The following is a 25342-nucleotide window of genomic DNA, read 5'->3' on the forward strand; positions in this document are numbered from 1 at the left end:
AGCGCAGCATAACATCAATCCAATATTCTGATGCTGCGTGGCTGAGGACCGTCGCTTAAAACTGATGACCTGGTTGAGGACCGTTCTGGGTCAGCGTTAAGATTTCCGGTCCCTGTTCGGTCATCAGAATCGTATGTTCAAACTGCGCAGAAAGTTTGTCGTCTTTTGTGCGTACAGTCCAGCCATCATTGCGATCTTCAACTGTTTTCCAGGTGCCGGCATTTAGCATCGGCTCGATGGTAAAACACATTCCCGGCAGTAGCAGATCACGTTCAGAACCTGAGACCGGATAATGGGGAATTCCCGGGTCAGTATGGAATTCACGTCCAATGCCATGTCCCTGGTATTGGCGGACGACTCCGTAACCCAGTTCAGTGGCATAATTGTAGATGGCTTCACCAATTTCAATCACACTGGATTCGGGTTGGATTGTATTGATCGCCAGAAACAGTGAATCAAAGGTAACCTGCACCAGTTTACGTGCTTCATCAGAAACGTTTCCTACCAGAAACGTTTCCGACTGATCGCCATACCAGCCATCGACGATGCTGGTAATATCGACATTGACAATATCACCTTCTTTAAGAACCGTATCATCGGGAATGCCATGGCAGACCACTTCATTGATACTGATACAGCAGCTCTTCGGGAAGCCCATATAACCCAGTGTAGCCGGTGTGTGACCATGAGATACAGTGTACTCATGCACGATTGTATTGATCTCATCCGTGGTGATACCAGGTTTGACATAAGGACGCAGATGATCCATCAGACTGGCATTAAACCGGGATGCGATTCTTAATCGTTCCCATTCGTATGATTTATAGATGATTGGGTTTCCGGACAAAATAACCGCCTCTATGTCAGATGTCAGTAATAAATGATCGGTAATTAGTACAGATTTTAGCGAGAGTTTTCAAACATTCATTGGAATTGTAAGGGCCATCGTCATTTTAATATGTTCAATTCAATACTAAATTGACTCTATCGGCAACTCACGCCGGGATAATCAGGTTCACGGTGATTCATAGAATAAACAAATTGAAAAAGAATTCCTATGGTTGGAAAGCCCTCTAAGTTAAAGAAAAACAAGCCACTGCTGGGAAATCATCAGAAGTGCTGGATCTGGGGTCGCAACGCCGTGCGGGAAACCTTGTTCGCTGGTTTCTGGCCGATGTATGAACTGCACCTGTCTGATCATTTAAAATCAGAAGAAATCGAGCAGTTGGAACAACAGGCTGCACGATCAACCATTCCTGTTTTCATTTCAACTGATAAAGAACTCACACAAAAATGTCGTGCCAGTGATCACCAGGGAATGATCGCTAAAATGGCACCGTTTCCTTATACATCGATTGAATTATTCAATCAACAGGAAATCACTTCCCCCCTCTTTCTGATCCTGGATCGAATTCAGGATCCGTTCAATTTCGGAGCAATCATCCGCTCTGCCGAGATCATGGGTGCGGACGGAATTTTTTCAGGAACGCATGAGCAATGTGAAGTCACCAGCCTGGTCTGTCGCACATCGGCGGGTGCAGTGAATCATGTTCCACTGGTACAGGCAACGGACCTGGTTTCCCTCTGCCGTGACTGGAAGCAAAACGGGATCAACATTGTGGGAACCGCCATGCAGGCTTCAGAGAAGTTAAACGATTATAATTTTCAGCAGCCGACGGCAGTCATTGTAGGTAACGAAGGAACCGGAATCAGTCCCGAGCTACAGGCGGAGTGTACGCACCTGGTTCGTATCCCGCAACAGGGTAAGACGGAATCCCTGAATGTCGCGGTTTCTGCCAGTATTTTGCTGTACGAAGCAAGTCGTCAGCGCAATTTCAGTTGAGTGCAACTCAAAGTTTAACCCGCTGGTGGTACTTCCGCAGTTCCTTCTTCGGCAGGAATGTTTTGTGGCCCCATGAACCACTCACTCATTTTCTGAATGATGACATACATGACGGGGACCATAAACACTCCAAACAGTGTGGCCGCAGTTAGACCAGCCACCACAGCGGTTCCCAGTGCCTGTCGACTGGCGGCACCGGCGCCCGAGGCAATCGCCAGTGGGATGGCACCCAAAATCGCACTGAAAGCAGTCATCAGAATCGGACGGAATCGCAGGTGACAGGCTTCAATTGCTGCATCGGGAATGGATTTCCCAGCCTCACGCTGCAGTTTGGCAAATTCCACAATCAGAATCGCATTTTTACTCGCCAGTGCGATCAATAACACAAAGCCCACCTGGGTGTAGATATTATTATCCAACCCGCGCAACATCGTGGCGAAGATCGCACCAAAGATCCCCAGTGGTACGGAGAGAATTACCGAAAGCGGAATCGTCCAGCTTTCATACTGGGCACATAAAAACAGATACACAAATACAATCGCCATCGCGAAGATGAATGGCGCCATGTTACCTGCTTCAATCTGCTGGTAGGCGATGCCTGTCCATTCATATCCAAATCCCTCAGGCAGAATCTCGTCACACAGTTGCTCCATCCGGGTAATGGCCTGACCAGAGCTGTATCCAGGTGCAGGATTACCAGTGATGGAGGCCGTTGGGTACAGATTGTAATGATCGACTTCCTGTGGTCCTGCGGAATCATCAACTTTGACCAGCGTATTGAGAGGCACCATCGTGCCTCTTTTATCCCTGACTTTTAACTGGCCTATGTCTGAGACCTTACTGCGATAATTTTCATCTGCCTGAACCATGACTTTGAAGACACGATTGAAGATGTTGAAATCGTTTACATAGGTCGATCCCAGATCAGCCTGAAGCGTATTAAAAACAGCATCCAGCGGTACTCCCATTTTGATCGCTTTTTCCCGGTCAATATCCAGATAGATCTGGGGGACGGTCGCACTGAAATTGGTATTGAGACCTGTCACGACGGGATCCGCATTGCCACGATCCATCAAATCGGTAACGGACATCTGTAAAACATCCATTCCAGCGGAATTCTTATCCTGAATCTGTATCTGGAAGCCTCCTGCATTCCCCAGCCCCTGAATGGCAGGCGGAATAAACGGGAAGGAAATGGATTCCTTTATTTGAGCCAGTTCCACGTGCAGCTTTTTGACCAGAGCGAACACATGCAGATCGGGAGCCTGGCGTTTACTCCAGTCTTCCAAAGCGATGATTGTCGTTGAGTAATTGGATGCATTCGAATTATTCAGAATCGAAAACCCGCCCATCGTGATCACATGCGTCGCTGATGGCAGATCAGCCGATATTTTATTAATTCGATTTTGCACTTCCCGTGTTCGATTCAGAGACGCTCCATCCGGCAACTGTGTATTAATGAAGATATAGCCCTGATCCTCATTCGGCAGGAAGCCTCCGGGCACGGATACAAACCCCACCCCGGTAGCAGCAAAGATTGCTACCAGTGGAATGATCATGATAAATGCGTGTCGCACAAAGGATTTCACAAATCTCATGTAGAAATTCTGCGAACGATCAAAGCACCAGTTAAATCCTCGGAAGAAAAACCCCCGACGTTCCTGGGTCTCTCGTAACATGAATCCACACATTGCCGGGCTCAGGGTGAGTGCACAAACTGAAGAAAACAGGGTGGCAATCGAAATCGTTAGAGCAAACTGCCGATACAGGCGACCGGTAATTCCCGGCAGGACCATGGTCGGCACGAATACCGCCAGCAGCACCAGTGTCGTCGCGATCACCGGCCCGGTAATTTCCATCATCGCAATTTCTGTTGCTTTTTTCGGTGAGCACTTTTCGGTATCCAGGATACGCGTCACGTTTTCGACAACCACGATCGCATCATCCACCACGATCCCGATCACCAGCACGATACCAAACAGTGAAAGCGTATTGATCGTATATCCCATCGCCAGCATCACCGCCATGGTCCCCAGCAATGACACTGGAATCGTAACCGCGGGGATCAATGTGGCTCTGAAATCCTGTAGAAAGACAAAGATCACGATAAATACCAGCACCAGCGCCACAATGAGTGTTTTTACCACTTCATCAATCGATGCTGTCACAAATTCAGTCGAGTCGTAAGGAACTGAATATTCCAGTCCCTTGGGGAAATCTTTGGAAAGACGTTCGAGGACTTTCCGGGACTGTTCTGCGACATCCAGTGCATTGGCACCGGGTAGCTGGTAGATAGCGATCAGCGCCGCAGGTTTACCATCCAGTTGAGAGTAACCGGAATAACTCTGTGCACCGAGTTCCACGCGGCCGATATCTTTGATGCGCGTGATCTGTCCTTCCTGGCCAGTCTTGACAATGATATCTTCAAATTCATCTGCACTGGACAGACGGCCTAATGTTGTCACTGTCAGCTGAAAGTCCTGATCTTTGGGACTGGGTTCCTGCCCGATTTGACCAGCGGCCACCTGAACGTTCTGTTGACGCAAGGCGTCAACCACGTCGGTCGTCGTGATATTCCGCGTATCCATCTGGTTGGGATCCATCCAGATTCGCATCCCGAAATCAAGAGCATTCACGACGTTTACGTCACTGACCCCGCTGATACGCGCTAATTCATCATTAATATTGATCGTCGCGTAATTGCTCAAATAGAGTCCATCGAACGTTTCATCAGGTGAATTCAACGCGACCACCAGTGTCATGTTCGTGGACTTTTTCTGAGTGGTAACTCCCTCGCGTTTTACATCTTCAGGCAGGGATGGATTGGCAATCGCCACCCGGTTCTGAACCAGTACGTTGGCCATATCCAGATCGGTCCCCACATCGAACGTCACGGTTAAGGTCATATTTCCGTCACTGGTACTGCTGGAAGACATGTATAACATGTTCTCCACCCCGTTGACCTGCTCTTCAATGGGAGTCGCGACTGTGTCTGCGACTACTTCCGCATCAGCCCCCCGATAAGTGGCCGTCACCGCGACAGTCGGCGGGGTAATATCAGGAAATAATTCCACCGGCAGCAGAGGCAATGCAAGTGCCCCAACAATGGCAATGACAATCGAAACCACGCTGGCAAAAATCGGATGATAGATAAAAAACCGGGAAAACATCGTCGTCCGTTTCGTTATTTTTAGAGATCAGAAATACAACCCAGATAAAATCACTTCGCGTACTGCAAATTCTTTATCTGGAGCTGGATTTCGGGTCAGGCTGAGTATCGCCGGCTTTCGCGTCTGTTTTTACGGGCTTCTGTTGAGCTGATTCGGAAGCCGCAGAATTGTTGGTAATCGTAACGGGACGACCTGGTCGTGCACGTTGCAGGCCTTCATAGATATACTTCTCACCCGGCTCGATTCCTTTCAGAATCACCCGCATGTTATCTTCCATCTGACCGATTTCAACGGGCCGTTTCTCGACCATGTTTTTCTCACCAACAACCAGCAAATATTTACCTGCCAGATCGGTACCGATCGCTACGTCATGGACCAGAACTGCTCCCGGGATGGGATTTCCAGGAACACGCACACGAACGTAGACACCGGGATAAAGTAACCTGCGTAGATTTTCGTCTTTGTTTTTTTCAGAATCATTCCCCGGGACAGTCTCCTTATTCTGCTGCCCGGCAGCTTTCGTTTGATCAGAATCCTGTGCAACAGGTCCTGGGACTTCAGGATTCGGGAGCTTTGCCCGTAATTGAATCGTCCCTGTTCCGGGATCGACCTTGTTGTCCCAGAAATCAACGATTCCTTCGTGTGGGTAGCCCTCTTCATTAGACAAACCGACGTAAACCTTAATGGGATTCGGCCCGCCGGGGTCTCGGCCGTTTTTTAAAGCATTCAGCAGAATTCGTTCGCTCACATCGAAATACACATAAATCGGATCCATAGTTACAATCGTTGTCAGAAGTGTATTCTCTCCAGACCCTACCAGGTTACCGGCATCGACCAGGTTGCGACTGACGGAACCACTGATCGGTGCGCTGATGCTGGTATATCCCAGGTTGATTTTTGCCTGTTCGATATCTGCTTTGGCACCATCCACTGCCGCCTGCGCCCGTTCCTTGTCCGCTCTCGCATCATCGACATCCTGGGGAGTAACAGCCTGTTTTTTTAACAATATCAAATTACGTTCCAGAGTTGCCGTAGCGTCGATTAATTGAGCATTGGCTGCTTCCAGCGCTGCCTGGGCTTTATCCAGTGTTGCCTGATATTGATTGCGTTGTATTTCAAACAGTAACTGACCTTCCTTCACTTCCTCGGAAGGAGTGAACAGAACTTTTTCCAGAATTCCATCGGCGCGTGCCCGAATATCAACTGATGCGATGGACGCCAGCGTTCCCGTGAAGTCCTGATTAAAAATCACAGTCTTCTGCACAGGTTCCGCCACCGTCACCGCCGGGGGCTTCATCTGGGGAGGTGGAGGCGTAGAATTACATCCAAACAAAAGAATCAGGGGAAACAAACAACAGGGAATTCTCAGATCAAACAAGCGAGTGGGCAATAGGTTCACAGTTCTCCCTTTAAATCTCGAACAAGACCTGCATGTCTTGAAGAATCGACGAATCTTAGCAGCTACCAATTCACAAGGACTGGATTAACAGGCATACTACTAATAAAAACACCTGAATTGCAATTGTCATTTCCCCGAAAAAGAGACTGGATCGTAAAGATGCATGAATCTTCACTATTGCCGTCCACCTGGAATGTACCAGCAGAATTTAGAGACCGCATGGGAAAACAGGTTGGTCGTCAACGTACCATGATTGCAGAAGGGCATGCACTGATCATTTTACATGCCCCACCCCATCCGGACGACATGAACCGGAAAGGACGATTTTTCTGGCGCGAACCTGATGGCACCTGGCATGCATCGGAATTTAAAGGTGGCCCGGATGCACTCAACCAGCATCTGGAGGAATTTCAGCAGTTGCTGGAAGAGTTTGACGATAAGGTAGATGAGGCAGTCAATTCGCTGGAATACCTGGAAGTGTTGAATCATCTGGGGCCCGTATATCGAGCGCTGTGCCATATGACTCAGTCTCTGCAGATTGCGCGGGAGGCCATCCCGAAAGACAAGCTGATCATTGATTATCGTGACAGCTCATACCGCCTTGAACGTACTGCGGAACTGCTGATCGAAGATGCGAAAAATGCCCTGGACTATGTAGTCGCCAAGCAGGCAGAAGATCAGGCCAAAGTTTCCGCCCGCATTGAATTGTCATCCCATCGCCTGAATCTGTTGATAGCCTATTTCTTTCCCATAGCCACGCTGAGTGCCATATTTGGTTCAAACTTCCAGCATGGTTATGAAAAATATCAGACCCCCTGGCCCTTCTGGATTATGGTCGCCACCGGTCTGGCTTTAGGATTCGTCATTCATATTTTTCTCAAACGAGGTCCCAAATAATCTGCCTCATGGTCAAGTGGCTTATGGTAATTCGATTCTACTGCGGGTCCAGCCGGCTTTGAAGCCACATAATGTTTTCAACATCTGTTCCCTTAGAACGGGAGTCTGACACATCAGAGGCAGAAACAGATCCCGTCCCCTGCCTTTCAACCAGCTATCCGATTGAAAGAAGGGAGTCAGCCAGCGCGTGACCCGTTGATAATATTGAATTTTACTCCTGCGTTGAGATTCATACTGACGGCACGCCGTTGCAAAATCTGGCGAACCTTTCAGGCATTCTGAAAACTCCCAGACATCTTCGAGAGCCAGGTTGGCTCCCTGCCCCAGATGTGGGCTCGTGGGATGGGCTGCATCACCAAGAAAGACAATTCGATCTGCCCGGCAGGATTTCATGGAAACATCGCGATACGTGGTAAATGTCAAGTCTGTAAAGTCATCAATCTGAGACAGCATTTCTTCTGCCGGGGGACAGAGTTGCCTGACATCCTGTTTCCAGACTTCGATTCCCTGACGCTGATACTGCGCGAACTGATCAGCCGTCAAACCCCAGAAAAAACTACACTGGTCATTTCCAATCGGCAGCAGCCCCATCAGTTTCCTGGTTCCTTCAACGATTTGTAACAGCCTGTCCGTGACCGCAGTACAGGAACCTGTTTTCCATAGTGCACCGTATTCGTAATCAACACATCGATGATCTATCCCAGAAACACTGCGTAATATCGAGCGAGCACCGTCTGTCGCCACAATACAATCGTAACTCTCACTTCGTTCTTCTGTCCCCATTTCCAGGACGACACCATCAGAAAGGTACCTGTAACCGGAGATTCGTGAATTCTCTCTGATTTCGACACCAGCGTTTCTGCTCAATTCCAAGAGCGCGCTGAACAGCAGTCCGCGGTGAACGCCCAGGCCAAACAGTTGACTTCGCAGGCGATGGTACTCCAGAAAAACCAGTCTGCTGCCTGTATGTTTGATGGCTTCGATATAATCCAGACGTGCAGACTGCTGTTCGATCTGATCATAAATCCCCAGATGTTTGAGGACTGTCTGACCAATGGGTTGAATCAGAATCCCTGCCCCAACTGGTCTGCATTTTTCAGCCTGCTCGAAGATGGTCACTGCATGCCCTGCCTGTGCAAGCAGAAATCCTGCAGCCATTCCCGCTATGCCACCTCCGGTAATCGCTATTTTCATTATTTTTTCTACATTGAATTGACTGGTTTCGTGACAGACTGGCAGTAGGGAATGTTCTACATAGCGAATCTCGGACTTTCTGAGAAGCCGAACTTTAACAGGCAGGTGACGCTTTCTATTCTACTGCCGATAATTTATCTTTACTGAAGCTGTGCTCATCCAAGAACTGACTTTCCAGGAGCTGCAACCATGAGAATTGCCACCGGCGGTGTACTGCATGAAACCAGTACGTATTCCTCCCTTCCCACCACACTTGACGATTTCATCAATGATCGGGGGTTATTTCGTGGCCAGGAAATCATGGAAACCTTTCCGGGAGCAAATGTCTGTATAGGCGGCTTCATTGATGGTGCAAAAAAACATGGTTTTGAATTGATCCCTCTGCTCTGGACTTTTGCTTTTCCCAGTGGCCTGATCGAACGAAAAACCTATGACGATCTACTGGCAGAATTTCTGGAGCGTCTGAAAACAGAGGAAATAAACAACGGTCCCGTCGATGGCGTTCTGCTTGATCTGCATGGTGCGATGGTCATTGACGGCATTGAAGATGGCGACGGACACTTCATTTCCAAAGTCAGGGAATACATCGGCCCGGACCGACCGATCCTGGTCACCCCCGATATGCATGGCAATCATTCTCAGCTCCGCGTTGAGCAGGCCACCGCGATTTTAGGCTACGACACCTATCCGCATATCGACATGAATGAACGAGGGCAGGAAGCCGCTGATCTGATTGTAAAAATCATCAATGGTGAAGTGAAACCGGTCATGACACTCCGGCAGATCCCCCTGTTCTGGAGCACCGCCTGCCAGGTGACCGCGCATATGCCTATGAAAGAAGTCATGGACTATGCACACGAAATCGAAACGCGCCCCGGTATTCTGGGTGTGACGGTTTCAACCGGTTTCCCGTGGGCTGATGTTCCCGATGTAGGTCCATCAGTGATTGTCGTCGCGGACAATGATCAGGAACTTGCAGACAAAACGGCTGAAGAATTTTTTGACTGGATCTGGGAACGCCGTCGTCGCTGGTACAAACTGCCGTTCTCAGTCAAAGAAGCAATCAAACAGGGAGAGGAGATCGGCAAATACCCGATCATCCTGGCTGATCACGCCGACAATACGGGTGGCGGAACAGCCGGCGACTCTACCGAGATCTTGCAGACTTTTCTGGATCAGAAACTCGACAAAGCGTTAATCCTGTATATCGTCGATCCTGATGTTGTCGCGCTGGCCCACAAAGCCGGTGTGGGTGGGGAAATTGAAACCGAGGTCGGCGGCAAATCAGACCCGATCCAGGGTCTCCCAGTGAAAATGAAAGCGGAAGTTAAAGCACTCTCGGAAGGTAAATTTAAATACGATGGTCCCATGTATGCAGGTTTGACTGGAAATATGGGACCTTCGGCCTGGATTCAGCAGGAAGGCGTTTCGGTGGTCGTCGTGACAGCCCGGGAACAACCTTTCGGCCCTGCCTTCTCCAAAACACTGGGAATTGACTGTGAATCGATGAAATACATTTCCGTGAAATCGTCGGCTCATTTCCGAGCCAGTTTTGAACCGTTTGCCGGTTCCATTTTCAACGTGGAAGCGAAAGCCATCCACACACACGATTTCGCAAAGCTCGACCACCAGCGAAGAGAGCGGGACTTTTATCCGGTCGACATCCCTTACGACAGCGCACCGGAAGTGTAAACTCGATCGCCTTTCATCCTTTGACCTTAAACCCGAGTTGCTGCAGTGCTTCACGCACACGGACCAACTGGTCGCCTTGAATTTCGAGTTCATCTTCTTTCAGGGCGCCGCCGGCACCACACCGGTCTTTCAGTTGTTTTAGCAGTTCAGGCAGATCATTCCCCTCTGCGGGCAGACCGCGGACGACGGTAACGCGTTTGCCTTTTTTGCGTTTTTCCGTCGACAGCTTTGCGGTCTGTTGTTCCGGAGGAATGCGAAACGCAGGCTCGGGAGGACAGGTACATTCTTCTTCCAGTTGCTCACATTTTTCACAACGGGGCGGCCGGTCAAAGGGAGTTCCTTCAAATAAGCGCATGAGTATCCTTTCAAACAGAATCTACTTATGAAACCCGCGATTCCAGTTCTTCCCAGCGTTCCAGCAGGTGCTCCAGATCCTGTTGAATCGCTGACAAACGTGAAGTTGCATCAGCAATTACTTCGGCCGACTGTTTGAAGAACTCCGGAGAAGCCATCTTCTCCTGAAGCTCGACCTGCTCCTGTTCCAGTTGCTCAATATTTTGCGGAATCTCTTTCAGTTCCCGTTCTTCTTTGAAACTCAGCTTGACTACTTTGGGCTTCTCTATCTGGGGCTCTGCTTTGACCTGTGATTCCTTTTTTTCATTTGCCGCTTGCTCATCTTTCTGAGACTGCAGCAAATAGTCATCGTAACCGCCCACATATTCCTTGACTTCTCCCCCCTCTTCAAATACCAGCGTCGCGGTAACCACATTGTTCAAAAAGGCACGGTCGTGGCTCACCAGTAGCAATGTCCCCGGATGATTGCAGATGAGCTCTTCCAGAAGTTCCAGTGTCTCTGCATCCAGGTCGTTCGTTGGTTCGTCCAGAACCATCAGATTGGTCGGCTTTGTGAACAACTTCGCCAGTAACAGGCGATTTCGTTCTCCTCCCGAAAGATAGCGGGCCGGTCGACGCGCCCGTTCGGGTGAAAACAGAAAGTCCTGCAGGTAACCATAAATATTCCTGGGCTGCCCGTTGATCGTAAGCGTCTGCTGCCCTTCGCCGACATTTTCGATCACTGTTTTTTCTTCTTCGATCTGCTCGCGTAACTGATCGAAGTAGAGAATCTCCAGATTGGTTCCTTGTCGAATGCTCCCCGTATCCGGCTTCAGTTCTCCCAGCAGCAGTTTCAGCAGGGTCGTTTTACCGGCACCATTACGACCGATGATTCCGATCTTGTCGCCGCGTGAGATCAGGGTAGACAGATTTTGTATCACCGGTTCATCGCCATACGAGAATGTCACATTCTTTGCCTCGATCACCAGTTGGCCGGAGCGATCGGCGGTTGCAACCTGCATGTTGACATTTCCGACTCGACTTTGTCGCTGTCGGCGTTCTTCTCGCATTTTTTTTAATGCCCGGACACGCCCTTCATTTCGCGTACGACGTGCTTTGATCCCCTGTCGGATCCAGACTTCCTCTTCAGCCAGTTTTTTGTCAAACAGCGCATTCTGTTTTTCTTCTGCGTCCAGAAATGCCTCTTTACGTTTGAGGAAGGTGTCGTAATCACAGGTCCAGTCATAGATTTTCCCGCGATCAATTTCGATGATTCGCGTTGCCAGCGCCTGCAGGAATACCCGGTCGTGTGTCACGAACAACAGTGTTCCATTATAGGACTGCAGAAACTGTTCCAGCCACTTGATCGCCGGAATATCAAGATGGTTGGTCGGTTCATCCAACAGGAGAATGTCAGGCGACTGCACAATTGATGCTGCCAGCAGCACACGGCGTTTCATTCCGGAAGAAAGTGCATCGAATCTGGTTTCACCATTGAGCTCCATCCGGGAGAGGATCCGCTCCACGGCATGTTCTGCTTCCCATTCATGTTCAAAAAACGGGGTCGCAGCCTCGGTCACAAAATCATGAATCCGGTCTGAACAACCTGTGGGAACCTCCTGAATCAAGCGGGCAATTCTTACATCTTTATCCCGCTTAATTTGTCCATCATCGGGATCCAGTTCGCCCGCAATCATTTTCATGAGTGTGGATTTTCCCGCCCCATTTCGGCCGAGCAGACCAATCCGCTCACCTTCATAAATTTCCAGGCTGATTTCATCCAGCAGTGGATGCCCACTCCACGTAAAGGAGACTTGATTCATACTCAACAGAGACATACAGCAATACTTCCAATCAGACTGATACAAAAAAACCCGACTTGGAAAGTCGGGTATCTCGGGGACACCGGCATAGTATGTTCAACTCAGCTGAATTCTGCAATACCTGCGAGAGGGCATCAGGTGCTGCCATTGGGGATCACAGACGGCGGCGCCCGGATAACAGCCCCAGAATCGCACAAAACAAGGCCGCGCCAATAATAGACCAGACAACCGGATAGTTTCTGCCCCCCAGGTTGAGTGAAAAGATCTCAGGCAGGCCCAGCAGCATCGCTAATTTACTCCCCAGCAATGCGCCGATAAAACCGAGCGCGATCGAAACCAGGCAACCGCCACGTGTACTACCCGCCAGTCCTCTGGCAATACTGCCGCATAGCCCCGCCACTACCAGTAAAATGATCAATTCGGTCAGGTCCATGGTGTTCCTCAACTGCTTCTGATTACTAAATTATGACTGATTTCAATATCCCGCGAAAATGACGACCTCTGGTAAGCATACTTTAGGTCAGAATGAATAGCCTGTCCAGACGCAGATTTCAGAGCAGAATTCACAACTTGAAGACGCATTGGCAATTCATTTCATATTTCTGTTTGTTGATCTGAAATACTCGCTCCCGGTATGACATTCTGTTAGCATGATGACAGACAAAAGAGACTCATAAATGTGACTATCCTGCTTTATCCTGCAACTGAGAGGACTCACCGTGCGTTCATTGCTTCGCCCTGTTTCATTTCTGATCACACTGCTGCTGATCACCGCATTCATTCAGGCTGAGGAAAAATCGGATCAGACCGATCCGGCCCTTGTTGCGCCTCCCATCAACACATCGCCCGGAAAAGAATACGCGGACGATACCCGGATGTTCCAGGGAATTCCCGGCTTGTCCCGTGCTGCCAACGGTCGTCTGTGGGCGCTCTGGTACGCCGGCGGAACAGGTGAAGGCGAACTCAACTATGTTGTACTTGTCACCAGTGGTGATGACGGCAAAACCTGGTCGGGTCCCAAACTCGTCATTGATCCGCCCGGTCCGGTTCGCGCTTATGACCCGGCGATCTGGCATGATCCCAGCGGTCGCATGTGGGTTTTCTGGGCGCAATCCTATCGCTGGTGGGATGGTCGCAGTGGTGTCTGGGCAGTTACAACTGACGATTCCGATCAGGAAAACCCGAAATGGACAGAACCCCGCCGCCTCTGTAACGGCATCATGATGAATAAACCCACCGTTCTTTCAAACGGAGACTGGCTGTTACCAGTCGCAATCTGGAAGCAGCCCGCCAAAGAATCCATCGAGCACCGTTTTGATCTGCCCGAAGAACGGGGCGGAAATATTTTCATTTCAAAAGACCAGGGTAAAACCTTTCAATTGCTGGGACAAACGGATGTACCCGAACGAACATTCGACGAGCATATGATTGTGGAACGAAAAGACAACAGTCTCTGGACTCTGGTCAGAACCCGCTATGGGATTGGTGAGTCCATTTCCGCTGACGGGGGAAAGACCTGGTCGAAGGGCAAAGCTTCTGACATTCCGCATGTGAATGCCCGGTTTTTCATTCGCCGTCTGAAATCGGGCAACCTGTTGATGGTCCGACATAACCCGGCAGACAAAAAGAGCCGCCGTGACTTGACCGCGTTTCTCTCTCAAGACGACGGAAAAACCTGGCAGGGAGGCTTACTTCTGGATGAGCGATCCGGTGTCTCTTACCCGGATGGAGTTCAAAGCGACGATGGTACGATTTACATCATCTATGATTTCGCACGGACGCGAGATAAGAAAATCCTGATGGCGACCTTTACAGAAGAAGATGTACTGGCGGGTAAGCCCGTCTCCGACAAAGCGCGTCTGCGTGTGCTGGTCAATCAGGCAACGGGAACCTCAAAATAAAAGCGCCTGTTTTTCAAAGCGAGCTGATTTTACCAGAGGAACTGAAATATGCAGTATTTTTTGTGTTATTTTGCCATCGGTTTCAGCCTGCTTCTGAATACACCACTCGAGGCGGCAGAACAGAAAAATGTACTGATCCTCTTTTCTGACAATCAGAACTGGAACGATTGTGGCTGCTATGGAAATCCCGTTATCAAAACACCCCACATCGATCAGCTGGCGCGGGAAGGCACCCGTTATCAAAATGCATTCGCAACCACAGCTTCCTGCGGTCCCTCGCGCGGTGTCTTCTACACCGGCCTGCACGTACACGCCAACGGGCAGTATGGTCATCCTCACGGGGACCATAACTTTCGTCTGAAACCGAAAGTCGAAACGGTTTTTGCACTACTGGCTAAAAACCAGTACCGTACGGGGATGATCGGGAAATACCACCTTTACCCGGAAGACACTACCATTGATTTTCAACCCAAAGTCAGTGGCTACCAGGTCAAAGCGATGGCAGACATGGCAACTGATTTTATGAACCAGGAAAGTGACAAACCCTTTTTTCTGGTGTTGGGATATCACGATCCGCACCCCACTTCGCGCACTCAACCGGAATGGGGTGTGAAGGTTAAAGAATCCGGAATGTCGCTTTTGAACTATGATCCGCAGCAGATTCCGGTCCCCTCGTACCTGCCCGATCGCCCTGAAGTTCGTGCAGGTTTAGCCGGTTATTATCAGCAGATCAGCTATCTCGATGAAGGCATCGGCCGCGTGTTGAAAGCGCTGGATGCTTCAGGCCAGGCAGACAATACACTCGTCATTTTCACCAGCGATCATGGCTCCTCTGAACCAGGCGCGATGGCAAATCATTATGATCCCGGCGTGCGAATTCCCTTCATCGTCCGTGATCCCGGCCGGCTAGAATCAGAACGGGGAGTGGTCTCCGACGCGATGGTTTCTCTGCTGGATATTACTCCGACTGTACTGGACTGGACGAACACCAGGGGACCAAAGTACAAACTACATGGTCGCAGTATCCTGCCGACGACAGGCAAACAACATACGTCCGGCTGGGATGAGATTTGCCTGAGTCATGTATTTCATGAAGTGACCATGTATTATCCCATGCGGACCCTGCGCACCCGCGATTATAAACTGATCTGGAATCTGGAATGGCGTTCGAAATACCCGTTACCCATCGACACCCTCTCACGGGCGACCTGGAATGAAACTCTGAGGCTTCAGGAACCTGTGCTTGGCCAGCGCAGTGTCCACAAATTCCTGTTTCGGGATGAAGTCGAGCTATACGATCTCAAACAGGATCTGGATGAGGTGATCAACATGGCCTGCCAGCCGGAATACCAGGAATTGCGGAAGGAACTCTCTGAAAAACTCCTGGAACAGCTAAAACAGACTGACGACCTGTGGCTCAAACAGTACACCCTGCCGATTTCCTGCACCTCGGAGTCTGTTGAACAGACAGCTGATTACAAGCCGCTGTTCAATGGCCATGACTTATCCGGCTGGACACTCAAACGTGCCAATCGAGAGGGATATCATGTCGAAGCAGGAAAACTGGTCTGCCCTGCCGATGGAGGCGGCTTCCTGTTTACCGAAAAAGAATATTCCGACTTCAGTCTGAAGTTTGATTTCAAGCTGACCAAGGCTGCCAACAATGGGATTGCGATCCGCTGTCCACTGGTAGACCAGAAACCTGCCTATGAAGGTATGGAGATCCAGGTACTCGACAATAAAGGCTATCCGAAAAAACTGAAACCGACTCAATACCACGGTTCGGTTTATGATGTCATCCCGGCAAAACGCGGCGCATTGAAACCGGTCGGCGAATGGAATCACGAAGAAATCATCTGTCGCGGATCAAAAATCACCGTCATCGTAAATGACATACCTGTGCTGCAGACAGATTTGTCTGAGATCAAAGACGAACAGGTGCTTGCCAAACATCCAGGACTGAAAAATCAGCGTGGTCATATTGGACTGCTCGGGCATGGCAGCCACGTGGAGTATCAGAATATTCGCATCAAAGAATTTTAAGCCTCGTTTGAAATTCTCAGGGGGGAGGGGGGAAATCATGAGTGAGAAACCTGAAAGCCGTCGTTCTTTTCTCAAACAGTCAGCGGCAGCCTCCATCGCCGCCAGTCAGTTTGCATCCCTCGCGCCCGCGCAAGCACATCAGTCAAATGAGCGTCTCCGTATCGGTATTATTGGACCGGGACGCCGGGGATTCGGTTCGCACGTCAAAACTCTGGTAAAACTTCGCAACGAAAAAGGGGCGAATCTCGATATCACCGGAATTAACGACGTCTATTCAGTACACCGCGATCAGGCAGTGAACTATATCAAGAAAGAAACAGGGCACACCCCAAAAACCTACAAAGACTACCGTGACCTGCTGAATGATAAAGAGATTGATGCCGTCTGTATTGCGACTCCCGACCACTGGCATGCAAAACAGGTTCTGTATGCATTAAAAGCCGGCAAACACGTCTATTGTGAAAAGCCGATGACGCATCACATCTCGGAAGCTATGGATGTCGTCGCTGCCTGGAAACAATCCGGGCTGGTCGTGCAGGTCGGCGTGCAGGCCACCAGTATGCCCATCTGGAATGAAGTCCGCGCCCTGGTCGATGAAGGAAAACTCGGAAAAATTGTCCAGTTTCAGGCGGAATGGTTTCGCAATTCCCTGGGGGGGATGTCTCGCCATAATGTGATTACCAAAGAAATGACTCCCCAGACTGTCGACTGGAAACGCTGGCTGGGTGTCGAAGAAGGTCTGGCTCCGGACCTGCCTTTCGACCGCGCTACATACGGACAATGGCGCTGCTACTGGCCGTTCGGCTACGGAATGCTTTCCGACCTGTTTGTCCATCGTATTACCTCGCTGTTGAAGGCCACCGGACTGATGTACCCGGGACGTGTCGTTGGAGGCGGCGGAATCTTCCTTGAGTATGATGATCGAGAAGTGACAGATGTGGCTTCCATCATTGCTGACTTCCATGAAGGAGTACAGGGACTGATCAGCAGCACGATGGTCTCCAGCGAAGTTCCGATTCGACATCTGATACGCGGCCATCACGGAACCGTTGTCTTTGACAAAAATGTGTTTGGACAACGGCAGGCTTATGAGTTTATTCCCGAACGAAAACAGGTCACTCTGGACAGTCAGCTCAAACGGGAAGAAGTTATTTCAGAACAGGTCCCCGATCAGACATTGCTGCACTTTGAGAACTTCCTGGCTGCCATTAAAGCTGGTGACCCAACTATGGTCAATAACTCACCAGAACTGGGTGCAGCAGCCGTGATGATGGTTACTCTGGCCGTACAGAGTTACCGTGAAGGGAAAGTCTTTCAGGTCGAACGTGATTCACTCAAAATCAACAATGGCGACTCCAGTTGGGCAGACAACTGGGAAACCATGTCGAAAGAACGCAGTAAGCCTCGACACGTTGCAGGCTGGCACGCAGGTGACAGGGGGAGCATTCTCATTCCTCCTAAATATCAAAAACTGGCTGGCCCCTGGATTGATGGCAAACCGCCTGAAAACACCTGATAATCAGCTCGCTTACTGTTCCAGAAATTCATAAAGCTCCATCCAGCGAATTTCCAGTTCTCCGATCTCTTCGACCAGGGGCTGCATTTCGTCATGGAGTTCCTGTGCCTGTTCCGGGCTTGTTGCTTTCAGGAATTTCTTGTTGATCTCGTTCCGCTGCTCGTCGAGTTGGGCAATTTTGCGTTCAATGGCAGAGAGTTCTTTCCGTGCATTTTTGATTTTGCCGCCTAAACCTTTTTCACGGGGGGCTGCGTTTTTCTCTTCCTGTTTGGCAATCGAAGCCTGATTCTGCTCACGATGCCCCTCAGCCACTTCTTTCTTAACACGATAAAGATAGGCATCGTAATCGCCTTCATAGCTCTTTACGGTACCATTTACGACCTCAATGACATCGGTGGCGACTTTACTCATGAAATGGCGATCATGGCTGGTAAAAATCACCGTTCCCTGAAATTTCACCAGTGCGTTTCCTAAGGCTTCCACTGTTTCGACATCGAGATGGTTACCCGGTTCGTCCAGAATCAAGATGGAGTAGTTACCCAGCAGAATTCCCGCCAGACACAAACGCGCCCGTTCTCCCCCACTGAGAACTTTAATGGCTTTATCCAGTGCCTGTTCCTTGAACAGGAAGCTGCCTGCGACCGCCAGAATCTGCTGGTTCGTGGTACCGGGAGCCGACTCTAATTCGAGGTAGTCACGGATTGTCTGCTCAGGAGGCAATGACGTATAAACATGTTGTGCATAGCAGGCGACATTACAGTGATAGCCCCATTTCAAACTTCCGTCTATAGGCTTGAGTGAACCGGTAATGGAGCGCAGGAAGGTGGTTTTTCCCTGGCCGTTATCACCGACAATCGCCGCCCGGGTACCATGCTCAATCTCCAGGTTAATATTGTCCGCAACGCGATTCTTGGGATAACCGATTGCCAGGTCATCGCAAATTAAGGCAATGCCCTGTCGTTTCTCAGTCTGTGGGATGATGATGTTGACTGTCGATTCTGCCCCCTCGATCTCGGTCAGAGTCAGCCGTGCCAGCTGTTTTTCTTTACTGCGCGCTTGTGAAGCGGTATTCGCGCCTGCTTTATTTTTTGCGATGAATGTTTCCAGTTGACGGCGTTTCGCCAGAACCGTCGCATTCGTGCGTTCATCACGCTCTTTTAGAATCTCCTGGTTCTCCAGGTACTGATCCACATTCCCGTTAAACAGGGTCAGTTTCCCTCGTTTGAGTTCCAGAGTCTGGTTGCAGATTGCCTTGAGGAAAGTTCGATCGTGAGAAACCACCAGCACCGCACCCCGGTAATCTTTCAGAAAATCTTCCAGCAGGAGCTGCGTGCGGAGGTCGAGGAAGTTGGTTGGTTCGTCCAACATCAGAAAATTCGGCTCATGCAGTAATAAAGCCGCCAGTTTGACACGGGTCTGCCAGCCACCGGAAAGCTCTTTGACAGGACCGTTCAGAAAGCGGCCTTTCAATTCGAATTCACCGGCGACTGCACCACAGCGCCAGTCGGGCTGACCACTGTCGCGCATCAGGAAATCCAGTGCACTTTCACCTGCCTGAAACGGATCATGCTGCCTGAGATAACCAACCCGCAGATTGGGATGCCGAATAATTTGTCCACTGTCGACCGATTCTTCTTCCAGCAGGATTCTCAACAAAGTAGATTTCCCGGCACCATTTCGGCCGATGAACCCAATTTTCTGCTCATCCGCGAGCGCAATCGAGGCTTCTTTCAGAAGCTCCTGAGCACCATAACTCTTTGTCACATTTGATATTTCAATCAGGGTCGCCATCACTCTTCTCAATACTGGAACCGAAAACCTCAATGTTAAGCGTATACACGAGGACAGAAGATAACGGGAAGGCGCAATCAATTCAATTGATCATCCGTGCTGCCCTCTCAACTCGAATCGACTCGTCACATAACCCAATCACGCTTCATACCGGTTATGACAATTTTTCTGGTCGAGAATGAACGGGAAACACTCATTTCCAGCCACTCGATCCCCATTCCTGAACTATCGTTTTAAAAATGCATCAACACGCATTGTAAGACGATTCAAGGGTCAATTCCGGAAATGACCCGAAATCATGACTTCGACAACTTCTGCCACATTGATTATTTATGGCGAATGAAGCGTATTCTCATCCTGTTCCTGTTCGACAAGCAGTTTCAGCACCAGAAACTGCACAGGGGCAGACTGCGCCCTCACGAAACGGTTCGCAGAGACGACGGCAACCCGTTCCGCTTTCGATTATGGGCGGTTCCTCGGCTTCGAAAAACGCTTATACTCTGTTTCTGCTGGTGAATATCACCCTGTTCCTGAGACCAGCCGAGCTGATTCCGGCTCTGGCCAATCTGCCCATTTATGAAGTTTTGATCCTGTCATCATTTTTCTTATCCCTTGATCAAATCAAGCGAACTGTCAGACTCCCGATGTTAAAGCGGCAGCCAATCACGCTGTGTGTCTTCGGAGTTCTGGTCGCGGTCGCCTTGTCACATGCATCACACATGTATTTTTATGGCATCCGCACATCAACTGTCATGTTCCTGAAAACGTTGATGTATTACCTGTTGCTGATCAGCATCATCGACTCTCCTCAACGTTTAAAAGGACTCCTGAAAACGATTGCGATCTCGTCGTCCGTCATGATTTTGCTGTGCGTGATTGATTACGCGGGTATTCTTGATTTTGAATTTATCAAACATGTCAGCGACCGTGACGGCGTTTCCGATGCGGGAGAAGTGATACGCGTATTCCGCATGCGCGGTACGGGTATCTTCCAGGATCCCAATGACCTGTCCGTTTTGATTGTCACAACCGGGGTTCTCTGCTGGTACTTTTTTAATGATCCCGCGGCAAGTCCGCTCCGTTTTTTGTGGATCGTCGGCATGATCATCCTGGGAATCGGCCTGATTTATACCCGTTCCCGCGGAGGACTGTTGACACTCGGAATTGCAGGCATGGTTTTTGTCTTACCTAAATACGGTAAAAAAGCTGCCATTGCATGCGCTGTGGTTGGCATGGCGGGGGTCACCGTTCTCGCCGGTCGACAGGGAAACATTGACCTGAATTCCGGAACCGGACACGATCGCATTCTGCTGTGGAGAGAAGGTCTGACCGCTCTCAAATCTCCCGATCTGCTGTTTGGAATCGGTGAAGGCCAGTATTCCGACCTGGCCGGGTTAGCCGCCCACAATTCGTTCGTGCATGCATTTACCGAACTGGGGCTGTTTGGGGGAACATTTTTTATAGGCTGCTTCTTCTTTGCCGCGCTGGGATTGTATCGCCTGGCACAGTTCCAAAGTAAGAGCCACGGTAGACCCATATTTCGTAACCGGGAACTGGAACGCCTCTTACCCTATGTCTCCGCGATCCTGGCTGCCTGGTGTGGGGGAATGATGTCATTATCCCGCTGCTATGTCGTCCCGACATATATGGTGGTCGGAGTCTGTGCTGCGTATCTGAATCTCGCGGGTGCCAGTCTGGCCAGACCGACTCCACTGGTCTACTGGAATAAGCAACATGTGATTTATCTGATCGGAGTGAGCATGGGATTGTTCATTGCGTTCCTCATTTTTGTACGTATTTTTGCCAATTAATACTTAATGCAGTGGTAACACACTGAAAGTAAAACGATGACTCAGCGTCGATCAATCAAAACGAATTTATGTGCGACATGGCTCAATCATGGAGTGAGCCTGATGATCGGCGTATTCCTGATGCCCTATGTCCTGCACATCCTGGGGGACGCGCAATACGGTAGCTGGATCTTCATTAATGCCATCGCCGGGTATTCCGGTCTCCTCTACCTGGGATTTGGTCAGACCATCAGTCGCTATGTGGCACACTATCATGCCAAACAGGATTGGAACCGTCTGAATCACGTTTCCAATGTCATTTTTGTAATTTATCTTTGCATGGGCAGCCTGGCTTTATTAACGGCAGGCATCATCGCATGGCTGGCCCCCCACTTAAGTGACTGGGGCACAATCTCCCTATACGAAATCAGAATGGTCATTCTGATTCTGGGGCTGAATGTCTTTGTTGGTCTGGCAGGCAGTGTGTTTGGTGGTATTTTGATGGGCATCCAGCGGTTCGACATTGAACGAGGAGTCAACTTGACCGGTGCGCTTCTGCGACTGGCGCTGACCTTGATGTTCCTCAAAGCAGAATGGGGGCTGCTGACCATTGCCCTGATTTTCTTTACGGTCACTGTCGTTGAAAATGCAGGCCAATGCTATTTTGCGTTTCGCCAGGTTAAAACCTTTCGAATTGGACGCAGGTACCTGGACTGGAGCATCCTCAAAGAATGCGGTTCATTCAGCGGATACGCATTTATCGATGCCATTGCCTGGACCCTGATCGAAGCAACTGATTCGATTCTGATCGGGATCTTTTTCAGCCCGGCCATGATCGTCCCCTATTATATCGCTCTGCGACTCACACAATTTATTAATATGCCGATTGCACAAATCGGTAAAGTCTTTATGCCCCGCGCGGGAGAACTGCATGCTAACGAGGATCATCATGCATTGCAGAAGCTGGTTCTGAATGGTGTCTCACTTTCCTTTCTGCTTGTCACCGGATTTTTTATCGGCGTCTGCTTCTTTGGTACGACCCTGATCAATACCTGGATCGGAACGGGTTACCCGGAAAGCCATAACATTCTGATGATTTTGTTGGGAGCCCGCATCATTGCCTTACCAGTCTCAACGTTTCGCTCAGTTCTGTACGGAATGGGACATGTCAAAATCCCATCGCTGATTTATATCAGTGAAGCCATTGCCAACCTGATCCTGTCACTGGTCCTGATTCAGTCTCTGGGGCTTATCGGCGTCGCGTTAGGAACGGCAATTCCCATTTTTGTTGCAGAGCTGGGGATCATCCTGCCTTACGCGATGAAGAAACTGAATATCACGACCAGCCAGCTGCTGCGAACGGCCATTGCGCCGACCCTGGCCCCCTTACTGGCGCTGTTAGGCTACTCATACTTCTTGCCTCACTTTTTTGAAATCCGTAATTCCTGGGCCATTCTCGTAGGAGTTGCCGCCGGAGGCGGTGTCTTTCTGCTGGGCACCTGGCTGGTTTTTGAAAAAGGAACCGTATTGTTGCATCGGTCTGTTCCTGAATCGATCAAATCCTGACTCTTTTACTATCTACAAAATGATGAATAATATAATGACTACCCTTCACTGTTCGAATCAAGAGATCAATCAGAATTCTGATAACCGTACCGGTTCTGTTTCTTCCGGTATCCTGTCGTTGCATTTGCGTGAAAGAGACCAGACACAGGACTGTCTGCAGATCTGGCAAACGCTGGAAGCACAATTTGAAGATGTTCCTCTGATGTGTTCCTCAGTCTGGACTTCAACCTGGATTGAGCAATATGGCGATTTAGTGCCGTATTCTTTTGTGGTTGCCTCTCGGGATCAGATCCCCTGTGGTATCTGCCTCTTAACAGAAGGTGTAGAACAGTTTGACGGCCCGCTTCCCATCAAAACCCTGCACCTGGGAACCGCTGGTGAACCGGCGGCTGACAGTGTCTGTGTGGAATACAATTCACTGTTGATTCAACCCGCCGACCAGTCCGCGTTCATGAAGGCGCTGCTTGAATTACTGTCCGATCACCCGACCTGGGATTCCCTTAATTTTGACGGTTTTGACAGTATCGAGCTCGAAAACTGGGATCTCTCATTTCCAGAGATCTCGGTTCGCAAAATTGAAAGCCGTTATTTCGACCTGCAATTGATTCGCGATGAAGAACGGGAAGTGATTTCCGGTTTCGGCTATTCCACCCGCAAAAACCTGCGCAAGAATATGAAGACCTATGGAAATCTGACGACCGAATGGGCAGAAACGATTGAACAGGCGGAATCCATCTTCTCTGATTTAGTCACGCTGCATCAGACCCGCTGGCAGAAAGAAGGTCAGCCCGGCTCGTATGCCAGCGAACGATTTACCCGATTTCATGAGGCATTAATCCAGAAACTGATTCCCACCGGACAAATGGGACTTTTTCGCGTCAAGATTGACGACGCAGTCATTGGATGTGTCCAGGTTCTGATCGATCGCAATCGTGTGCTCTGCTACCAGGGAGGCTCTGCGGAATATCAGGGCAAACTCAGCCCGGGAGTGATCACTGATTACCTGTGTATCGAAGAATGTTTCCAGCGCGGGTTCGACGCATACGACTTTCTCGCAGGCAACAGTCACCACAAACAGAAAATGAGTACACACCACAGCTACCTGACCTGGGCTCAGATTCAGCGTCCCCGCTGGAAGTTTACCGCACTCAATGCATTACGAAAAATCAAACAGACCATGAACCTGATTCGCAAATCAGATCAGTAATAATTTGACTCAATGGATAAAGCACGATGAGTACAATCGAAGCAATTAACGCAGAGAACGTCGCGAATCAGAATTCGTCTGCAGGAAAACGGCTGCGCGTCTGCCACTTGAGTCTGACGCTCTGCACGGGGGGCCTGGAACGTCTGCTGGTTGATTTTGCCCGTTACCACAACAGGGAACAGTTTGAACTGGAATTCGTTGCGCTGGGTGAAACCGGTGCCCCTGCCGAAGAAATTCAACAGATCGGCTGTCCGGTCTTCCAGTTCCCGCTGACGGCGCGCGGAAAACTTGCAAAGATCAGGCAGTTATCTGACTTCCTGAACCAGAGGAACTATGACCTGTTGCATACTCACAATGCCTACCCGCACTTTTATGGCAGCCTGGCTGCTTATCGTTCCCGGATCCCGGTGACAATTCAAACCCGGCACGGCAGACGGTTTGGAGAGACGTTCAGTGAGCGCATGCAATTTGCCATGGCCAGTCGATTTGCTGACCGCGTTGTTCCTGTTTCGGATGATACCGGGCAACGTTGTAAGAAAATCGGCTGGCTGGACGACACTAAAGTAACCCGTATCTGGAACGGTATCGATGTCGACCGGTTTGTTTTTACCGGCTCTGCACAGAAACTGACCGCGATTACCGTTTCACGTCTCTCACCCGAAAAAGATATTGTGACCATGCTGCATGCTGTTCAGCAGGTCGTGCAGGAGATTCCGGAATTTCGACTCCTCATCGTGGGGGACGGCCCCGAACGAACCAGACTCGAATATCTCACTACAGAGTTGCATCTAAATTCGCACGTTGAATTTCTGGGAGAACGCAGTGATGTCCCTCAATTACTCACACAAGCGGGTTTCTATGTCTCCTCATCACTGACAGAAGGAATTTCTCTCACCCTCCTGGAAGCCATGTCCGTCGGTTTGCCTATCGTTGCGACACAGGTGGGTGGAAATCCTGAAATCGTACAACAACCGGCAACAGGATTACTGGTCCCTTCCGCAAACCCCGGTTTTCTGGCTTCGGCGATGATTCAAATGTGCCAGAATCAGTGTCAGTGGGCTGAAATCGGTTTACGCGCTCGTGCGCGAGTGGAACAGCACTTTAATATCCGGACCATGATCAAAGATTATGAAAACCTGTATCTCGATATTTTAAAACCTTCCTTTAAAAGTTAATT

18 protein-coding genes are annotated in these 25342 nt (G+C 49.8%); 10 read left to right on the forward strand and 8 right to left on the reverse strand.

Annotation, left to right across the window (positions count from 1 at the left end; all coding sequences use genetic code 11):
* Positions 1-55: 55 nt before the first annotated feature.
* Positions 56-847, reverse strand: coding sequence for a type I methionyl aminopeptidase (gene map, locus GmarT_RS15925; protein WP_002648031.1), 792 nt, complete (start codon positions 845-847; stop codon positions 56-58).
* Between the two features lie 210 nt (positions 848-1057).
* Between map and rlmB the strand changes: the two genes are divergently transcribed.
* On the forward strand, positions 1058-1843 hold the full coding sequence (gene rlmB, locus GmarT_RS15930) for a 23S rRNA (guanosine(2251)-2'-O)-methyltransferase RlmB (protein ID WP_002648030.1): 786 nt from the start codon (positions 1058-1060) through the stop codon (positions 1841-1843).
* A 14-nt stretch (positions 1844-1857) separates the two neighbouring features.
* Here rlmB and GmarT_RS15935 read toward each other — a convergent pair whose 3' ends face one another.
* On the reverse strand, positions 1858-5013 hold the full coding sequence (locus GmarT_RS15935; RefSeq protein WP_002648029.1) for an efflux RND transporter permease subunit: 3156 nt from the start codon (positions 5011-5013) through the stop codon (positions 1858-1860).
* Between the two features lie 73 nt (positions 5014-5086).
* Entirely contained in the window at positions 5087-6364 is a 1278-nt protein-coding gene (locus GmarT_RS15940) for an efflux RND transporter periplasmic adaptor subunit (RefSeq protein WP_149302963.1), read from the reverse strand.
* 207 nt (positions 6365-6571) lie between these two features.
* On the opposite strand from GmarT_RS15940, the gene GmarT_RS15945 reads away from it, so the two are divergent.
* Entirely contained in the window at positions 6572-7309 is a 738-nt protein-coding gene (locus GmarT_RS15945) for a magnesium transporter CorA family protein (RefSeq protein WP_044239276.1), read from the forward strand.
* Positions 7310-7330: 21 nt separating this feature from the next.
* Here the strand turns inward: GmarT_RS15945 and GmarT_RS15950 are convergent, their stop codons facing one another.
* Positions 7331-8503 carry an FAD-dependent oxidoreductase gene (locus tag GmarT_RS15950; protein WP_063825446.1) on the reverse strand — a complete coding sequence of 391 codons (1173 nt, stop codon included), beginning with the start codon at positions 8501-8503 and terminating at the stop codon, positions 7331-7333.
* Between the two features lie 189 nt (positions 8504-8692).
* Between GmarT_RS15950 and GmarT_RS15955 the strand changes: the two genes are divergently transcribed.
* Entirely contained in the window at positions 8693-10195 is a 1503-nt protein-coding gene (locus GmarT_RS15955) for a M81 family metallopeptidase (protein WP_002648025.1), read from the forward strand.
* Between the two features lie 13 nt (positions 10196-10208).
* Here the strand turns inward: GmarT_RS15955 and GmarT_RS15960 are convergent, their stop codons facing one another.
* The 3 genes from GmarT_RS15960 to GmarT_RS15970 form a co-directional block, all read right to left on the reverse strand.
* Entirely contained in the window at positions 10209-10550 is a 342-nt protein-coding gene (locus GmarT_RS15960; protein WP_002648024.1) for a translation initiation factor, read from the reverse strand.
* Positions 10551-10575: 25 nt separating this feature from the next.
* Positions 10576-12366 (reverse strand): ATP-binding cassette domain-containing protein, encoded by a 1791-nt coding sequence (locus GmarT_RS15965; RefSeq protein ID WP_002648023.1) that lies wholly within the window; start codon positions 12364-12366, stop codon positions 10576-10578.
* A 139-nt stretch (positions 12367-12505) separates the two neighbouring features.
* On the reverse strand, positions 12506-12784 hold the full coding sequence (locus GmarT_RS15970; protein ID WP_002648022.1) for a GlsB/YeaQ/YmgE family stress response membrane protein: 279 nt from the start codon (positions 12782-12784) through the stop codon (positions 12506-12508).
* A gap of 286 nt (positions 12785-13070) precedes the next feature.
* On the opposite strand from GmarT_RS15970, the gene GmarT_RS15975 reads away from it, so the two are divergent.
* Genes GmarT_RS15975 through GmarT_RS15985 form a run of 3 tightly spaced genes read left to right on the forward strand, consistent with a single transcriptional unit; the run spans position 13071 to position 17811 of the window.
* Entirely contained in the window at positions 13071-14252 is a 1182-nt protein-coding gene (locus tag GmarT_RS15975; protein WP_002648021.1) for a sialidase family protein, read from the forward strand.
* A gap of 48 nt (positions 14253-14300) precedes the next feature.
* Entirely contained in the window at positions 14301-16295 is a 1995-nt protein-coding gene (locus GmarT_RS15980; RefSeq protein ID WP_002648020.1) for a sulfatase-like hydrolase/transferase, read from the forward strand.
* 37 nt (positions 16296-16332) lie between these two features.
* Positions 16333-17811, forward strand: a complete 1479-nt coding sequence (locus GmarT_RS15985; RefSeq protein ID WP_002648019.1) for a Gfo/Idh/MocA family protein — start codon at positions 16333-16335, stop codon at positions 17809-17811.
* Between the two features lie 12 nt (positions 17812-17823).
* On the opposite strand, the gene GmarT_RS15990 is transcribed toward GmarT_RS15985, so the two are convergent.
* On the reverse strand, positions 17824-19602 hold the full coding sequence (locus GmarT_RS15990) for an ABC-F family ATP-binding cassette domain-containing protein (RefSeq protein ID WP_002648018.1): 1779 nt from the start codon (positions 19600-19602) through the stop codon (positions 17824-17826).
* A gap of 332 nt (positions 19603-19934) precedes the next feature.
* Here GmarT_RS15990 and GmarT_RS15995 point away from each other — a divergent pair, with 332 nt between their 5' ends.
* Genes GmarT_RS15995 through GmarT_RS16010 form a run of 4 tightly spaced genes read left to right on the forward strand, consistent with a single transcriptional unit; the run spans position 19935 to position 25340 of the window.
* Positions 19935-21413, forward strand: a complete 1479-nt coding sequence (locus GmarT_RS15995) for an O-antigen ligase family protein (protein WP_002648017.1) — start codon at positions 19935-19937, stop codon at positions 21411-21413.
* A gap of 36 nt (positions 21414-21449) precedes the next feature.
* Positions 21450-22958 (forward strand): oligosaccharide flippase family protein, encoded by a 1509-nt coding sequence (locus GmarT_RS16000; RefSeq protein ID WP_002648016.1) that lies wholly within the window; start codon positions 21450-21452, stop codon positions 22956-22958.
* 34 nt (positions 22959-22992) lie between these two features.
* Positions 22993-24165 (forward strand): GNAT family N-acetyltransferase, encoded by a 1173-nt coding sequence (locus GmarT_RS16005; RefSeq protein ID WP_002648015.1) that lies wholly within the window; start codon positions 22993-22995, stop codon positions 24163-24165.
* 26 nt (positions 24166-24191) lie between these two features.
* Entirely contained in the window at positions 24192-25340 is a 1149-nt protein-coding gene (locus GmarT_RS16010) for a glycosyltransferase (protein ID WP_002648014.1), read from the forward strand.
* The last annotated feature ends 2 nt before the right edge of the window (positions 25341-25342 follow it).

This window comes from Gimesia maris, assembly GCF_008298035.1.
In the GTDB taxonomy this organism is placed as follows: domain Bacteria; phylum Planctomycetota; class Planctomycetia; order Planctomycetales; family Planctomycetaceae; genus Gimesia; species Gimesia maris.

What these genes read in the sequence shown, in the direction of transcription:
- GmarT_RS15950 (WP_063825446.1), bottom strand. Translation starts at nt 8,503, where the DNA reads ATGAAAATAGCGATTACCGGAGGTGGCATAGCGGGAATGGCTGCAGGA.
- GmarT_RS15965 (WP_002648023.1), bottom strand. Translation starts at nt 12,366, where the DNA reads ATGTCTCTGTTGAGTATGAATCAAGTCTCCTTTACGTGGAGTGGGCAT.
- GmarT_RS15985 (WP_002648019.1), top strand. Translation starts at nt 16,333, where the DNA reads ATGAGTGAGAAACCTGAAAGCCGTCGTTCTTTTCTCAAACAGTCAGCG.
- GmarT_RS16000 (WP_002648016.1), top strand. Translation starts at nt 21,450, where the DNA reads ATGACTCAGCGTCGATCAATCAAAACGAATTTATGTGCGACATGGCTC.
- GmarT_RS15960 (WP_002648024.1), bottom strand. Translation starts at nt 10,550, where the DNA reads ATGCGCTTATTTGAAGGAACTCCCTTTGACCGGCCGCCCCGTTGTGAA.
- GmarT_RS15980 (WP_002648020.1), top strand. Translation starts at nt 14,301, where the DNA reads ATGCAGTATTTTTTGTGTTATTTTGCCATCGGTTTCAGCCTGCTTCTG.
- GmarT_RS15935 (WP_002648029.1), bottom strand. Translation starts at nt 5,013, where the DNA reads ATGTTTTCCCGGTTTTTTATCTATCATCCGATTTTTGCCAGCGTGGTT.
- GmarT_RS15970 (WP_002648022.1), bottom strand. Translation starts at nt 12,784, where the DNA reads ATGGACCTGACCGAATTGATCATTTTACTGGTAGTGGCGGGGCTATGC.
- GmarT_RS15955 (WP_002648025.1), top strand. Translation starts at nt 8,693, where the DNA reads ATGAGAATTGCCACCGGCGGTGTACTGCATGAAACCAGTACGTATTCC.
- GmarT_RS16010 (WP_002648014.1), top strand. Translation starts at nt 24,192, where the DNA reads ATGAGTACAATCGAAGCAATTAACGCAGAGAACGTCGCGAATCAGAAT.
- GmarT_RS15945 (WP_044239276.1), top strand. Translation starts at nt 6,572, where the DNA reads ATGCATGAATCTTCACTATTGCCGTCCACCTGGAATGTACCAGCAGAA.
- rlmB (WP_002648030.1), top strand. Translation starts at nt 1,058, where the DNA reads ATGGTTGGAAAGCCCTCTAAGTTAAAGAAAAACAAGCCACTGCTGGGA.
- GmarT_RS16005 (WP_002648015.1), top strand. Translation starts at nt 22,993, where the DNA reads ATGACTACCCTTCACTGTTCGAATCAAGAGATCAATCAGAATTCTGAT.
- GmarT_RS15995 (WP_002648017.1), top strand. Translation starts at nt 19,935, where the DNA reads ATGGCGAATGAAGCGTATTCTCATCCTGTTCCTGTTCGACAAGCAGTT.
- GmarT_RS15990 (WP_002648018.1), bottom strand. Translation starts at nt 19,602, where the DNA reads ATGGCGACCCTGATTGAAATATCAAATGTGACAAAGAGTTATGGTGCT.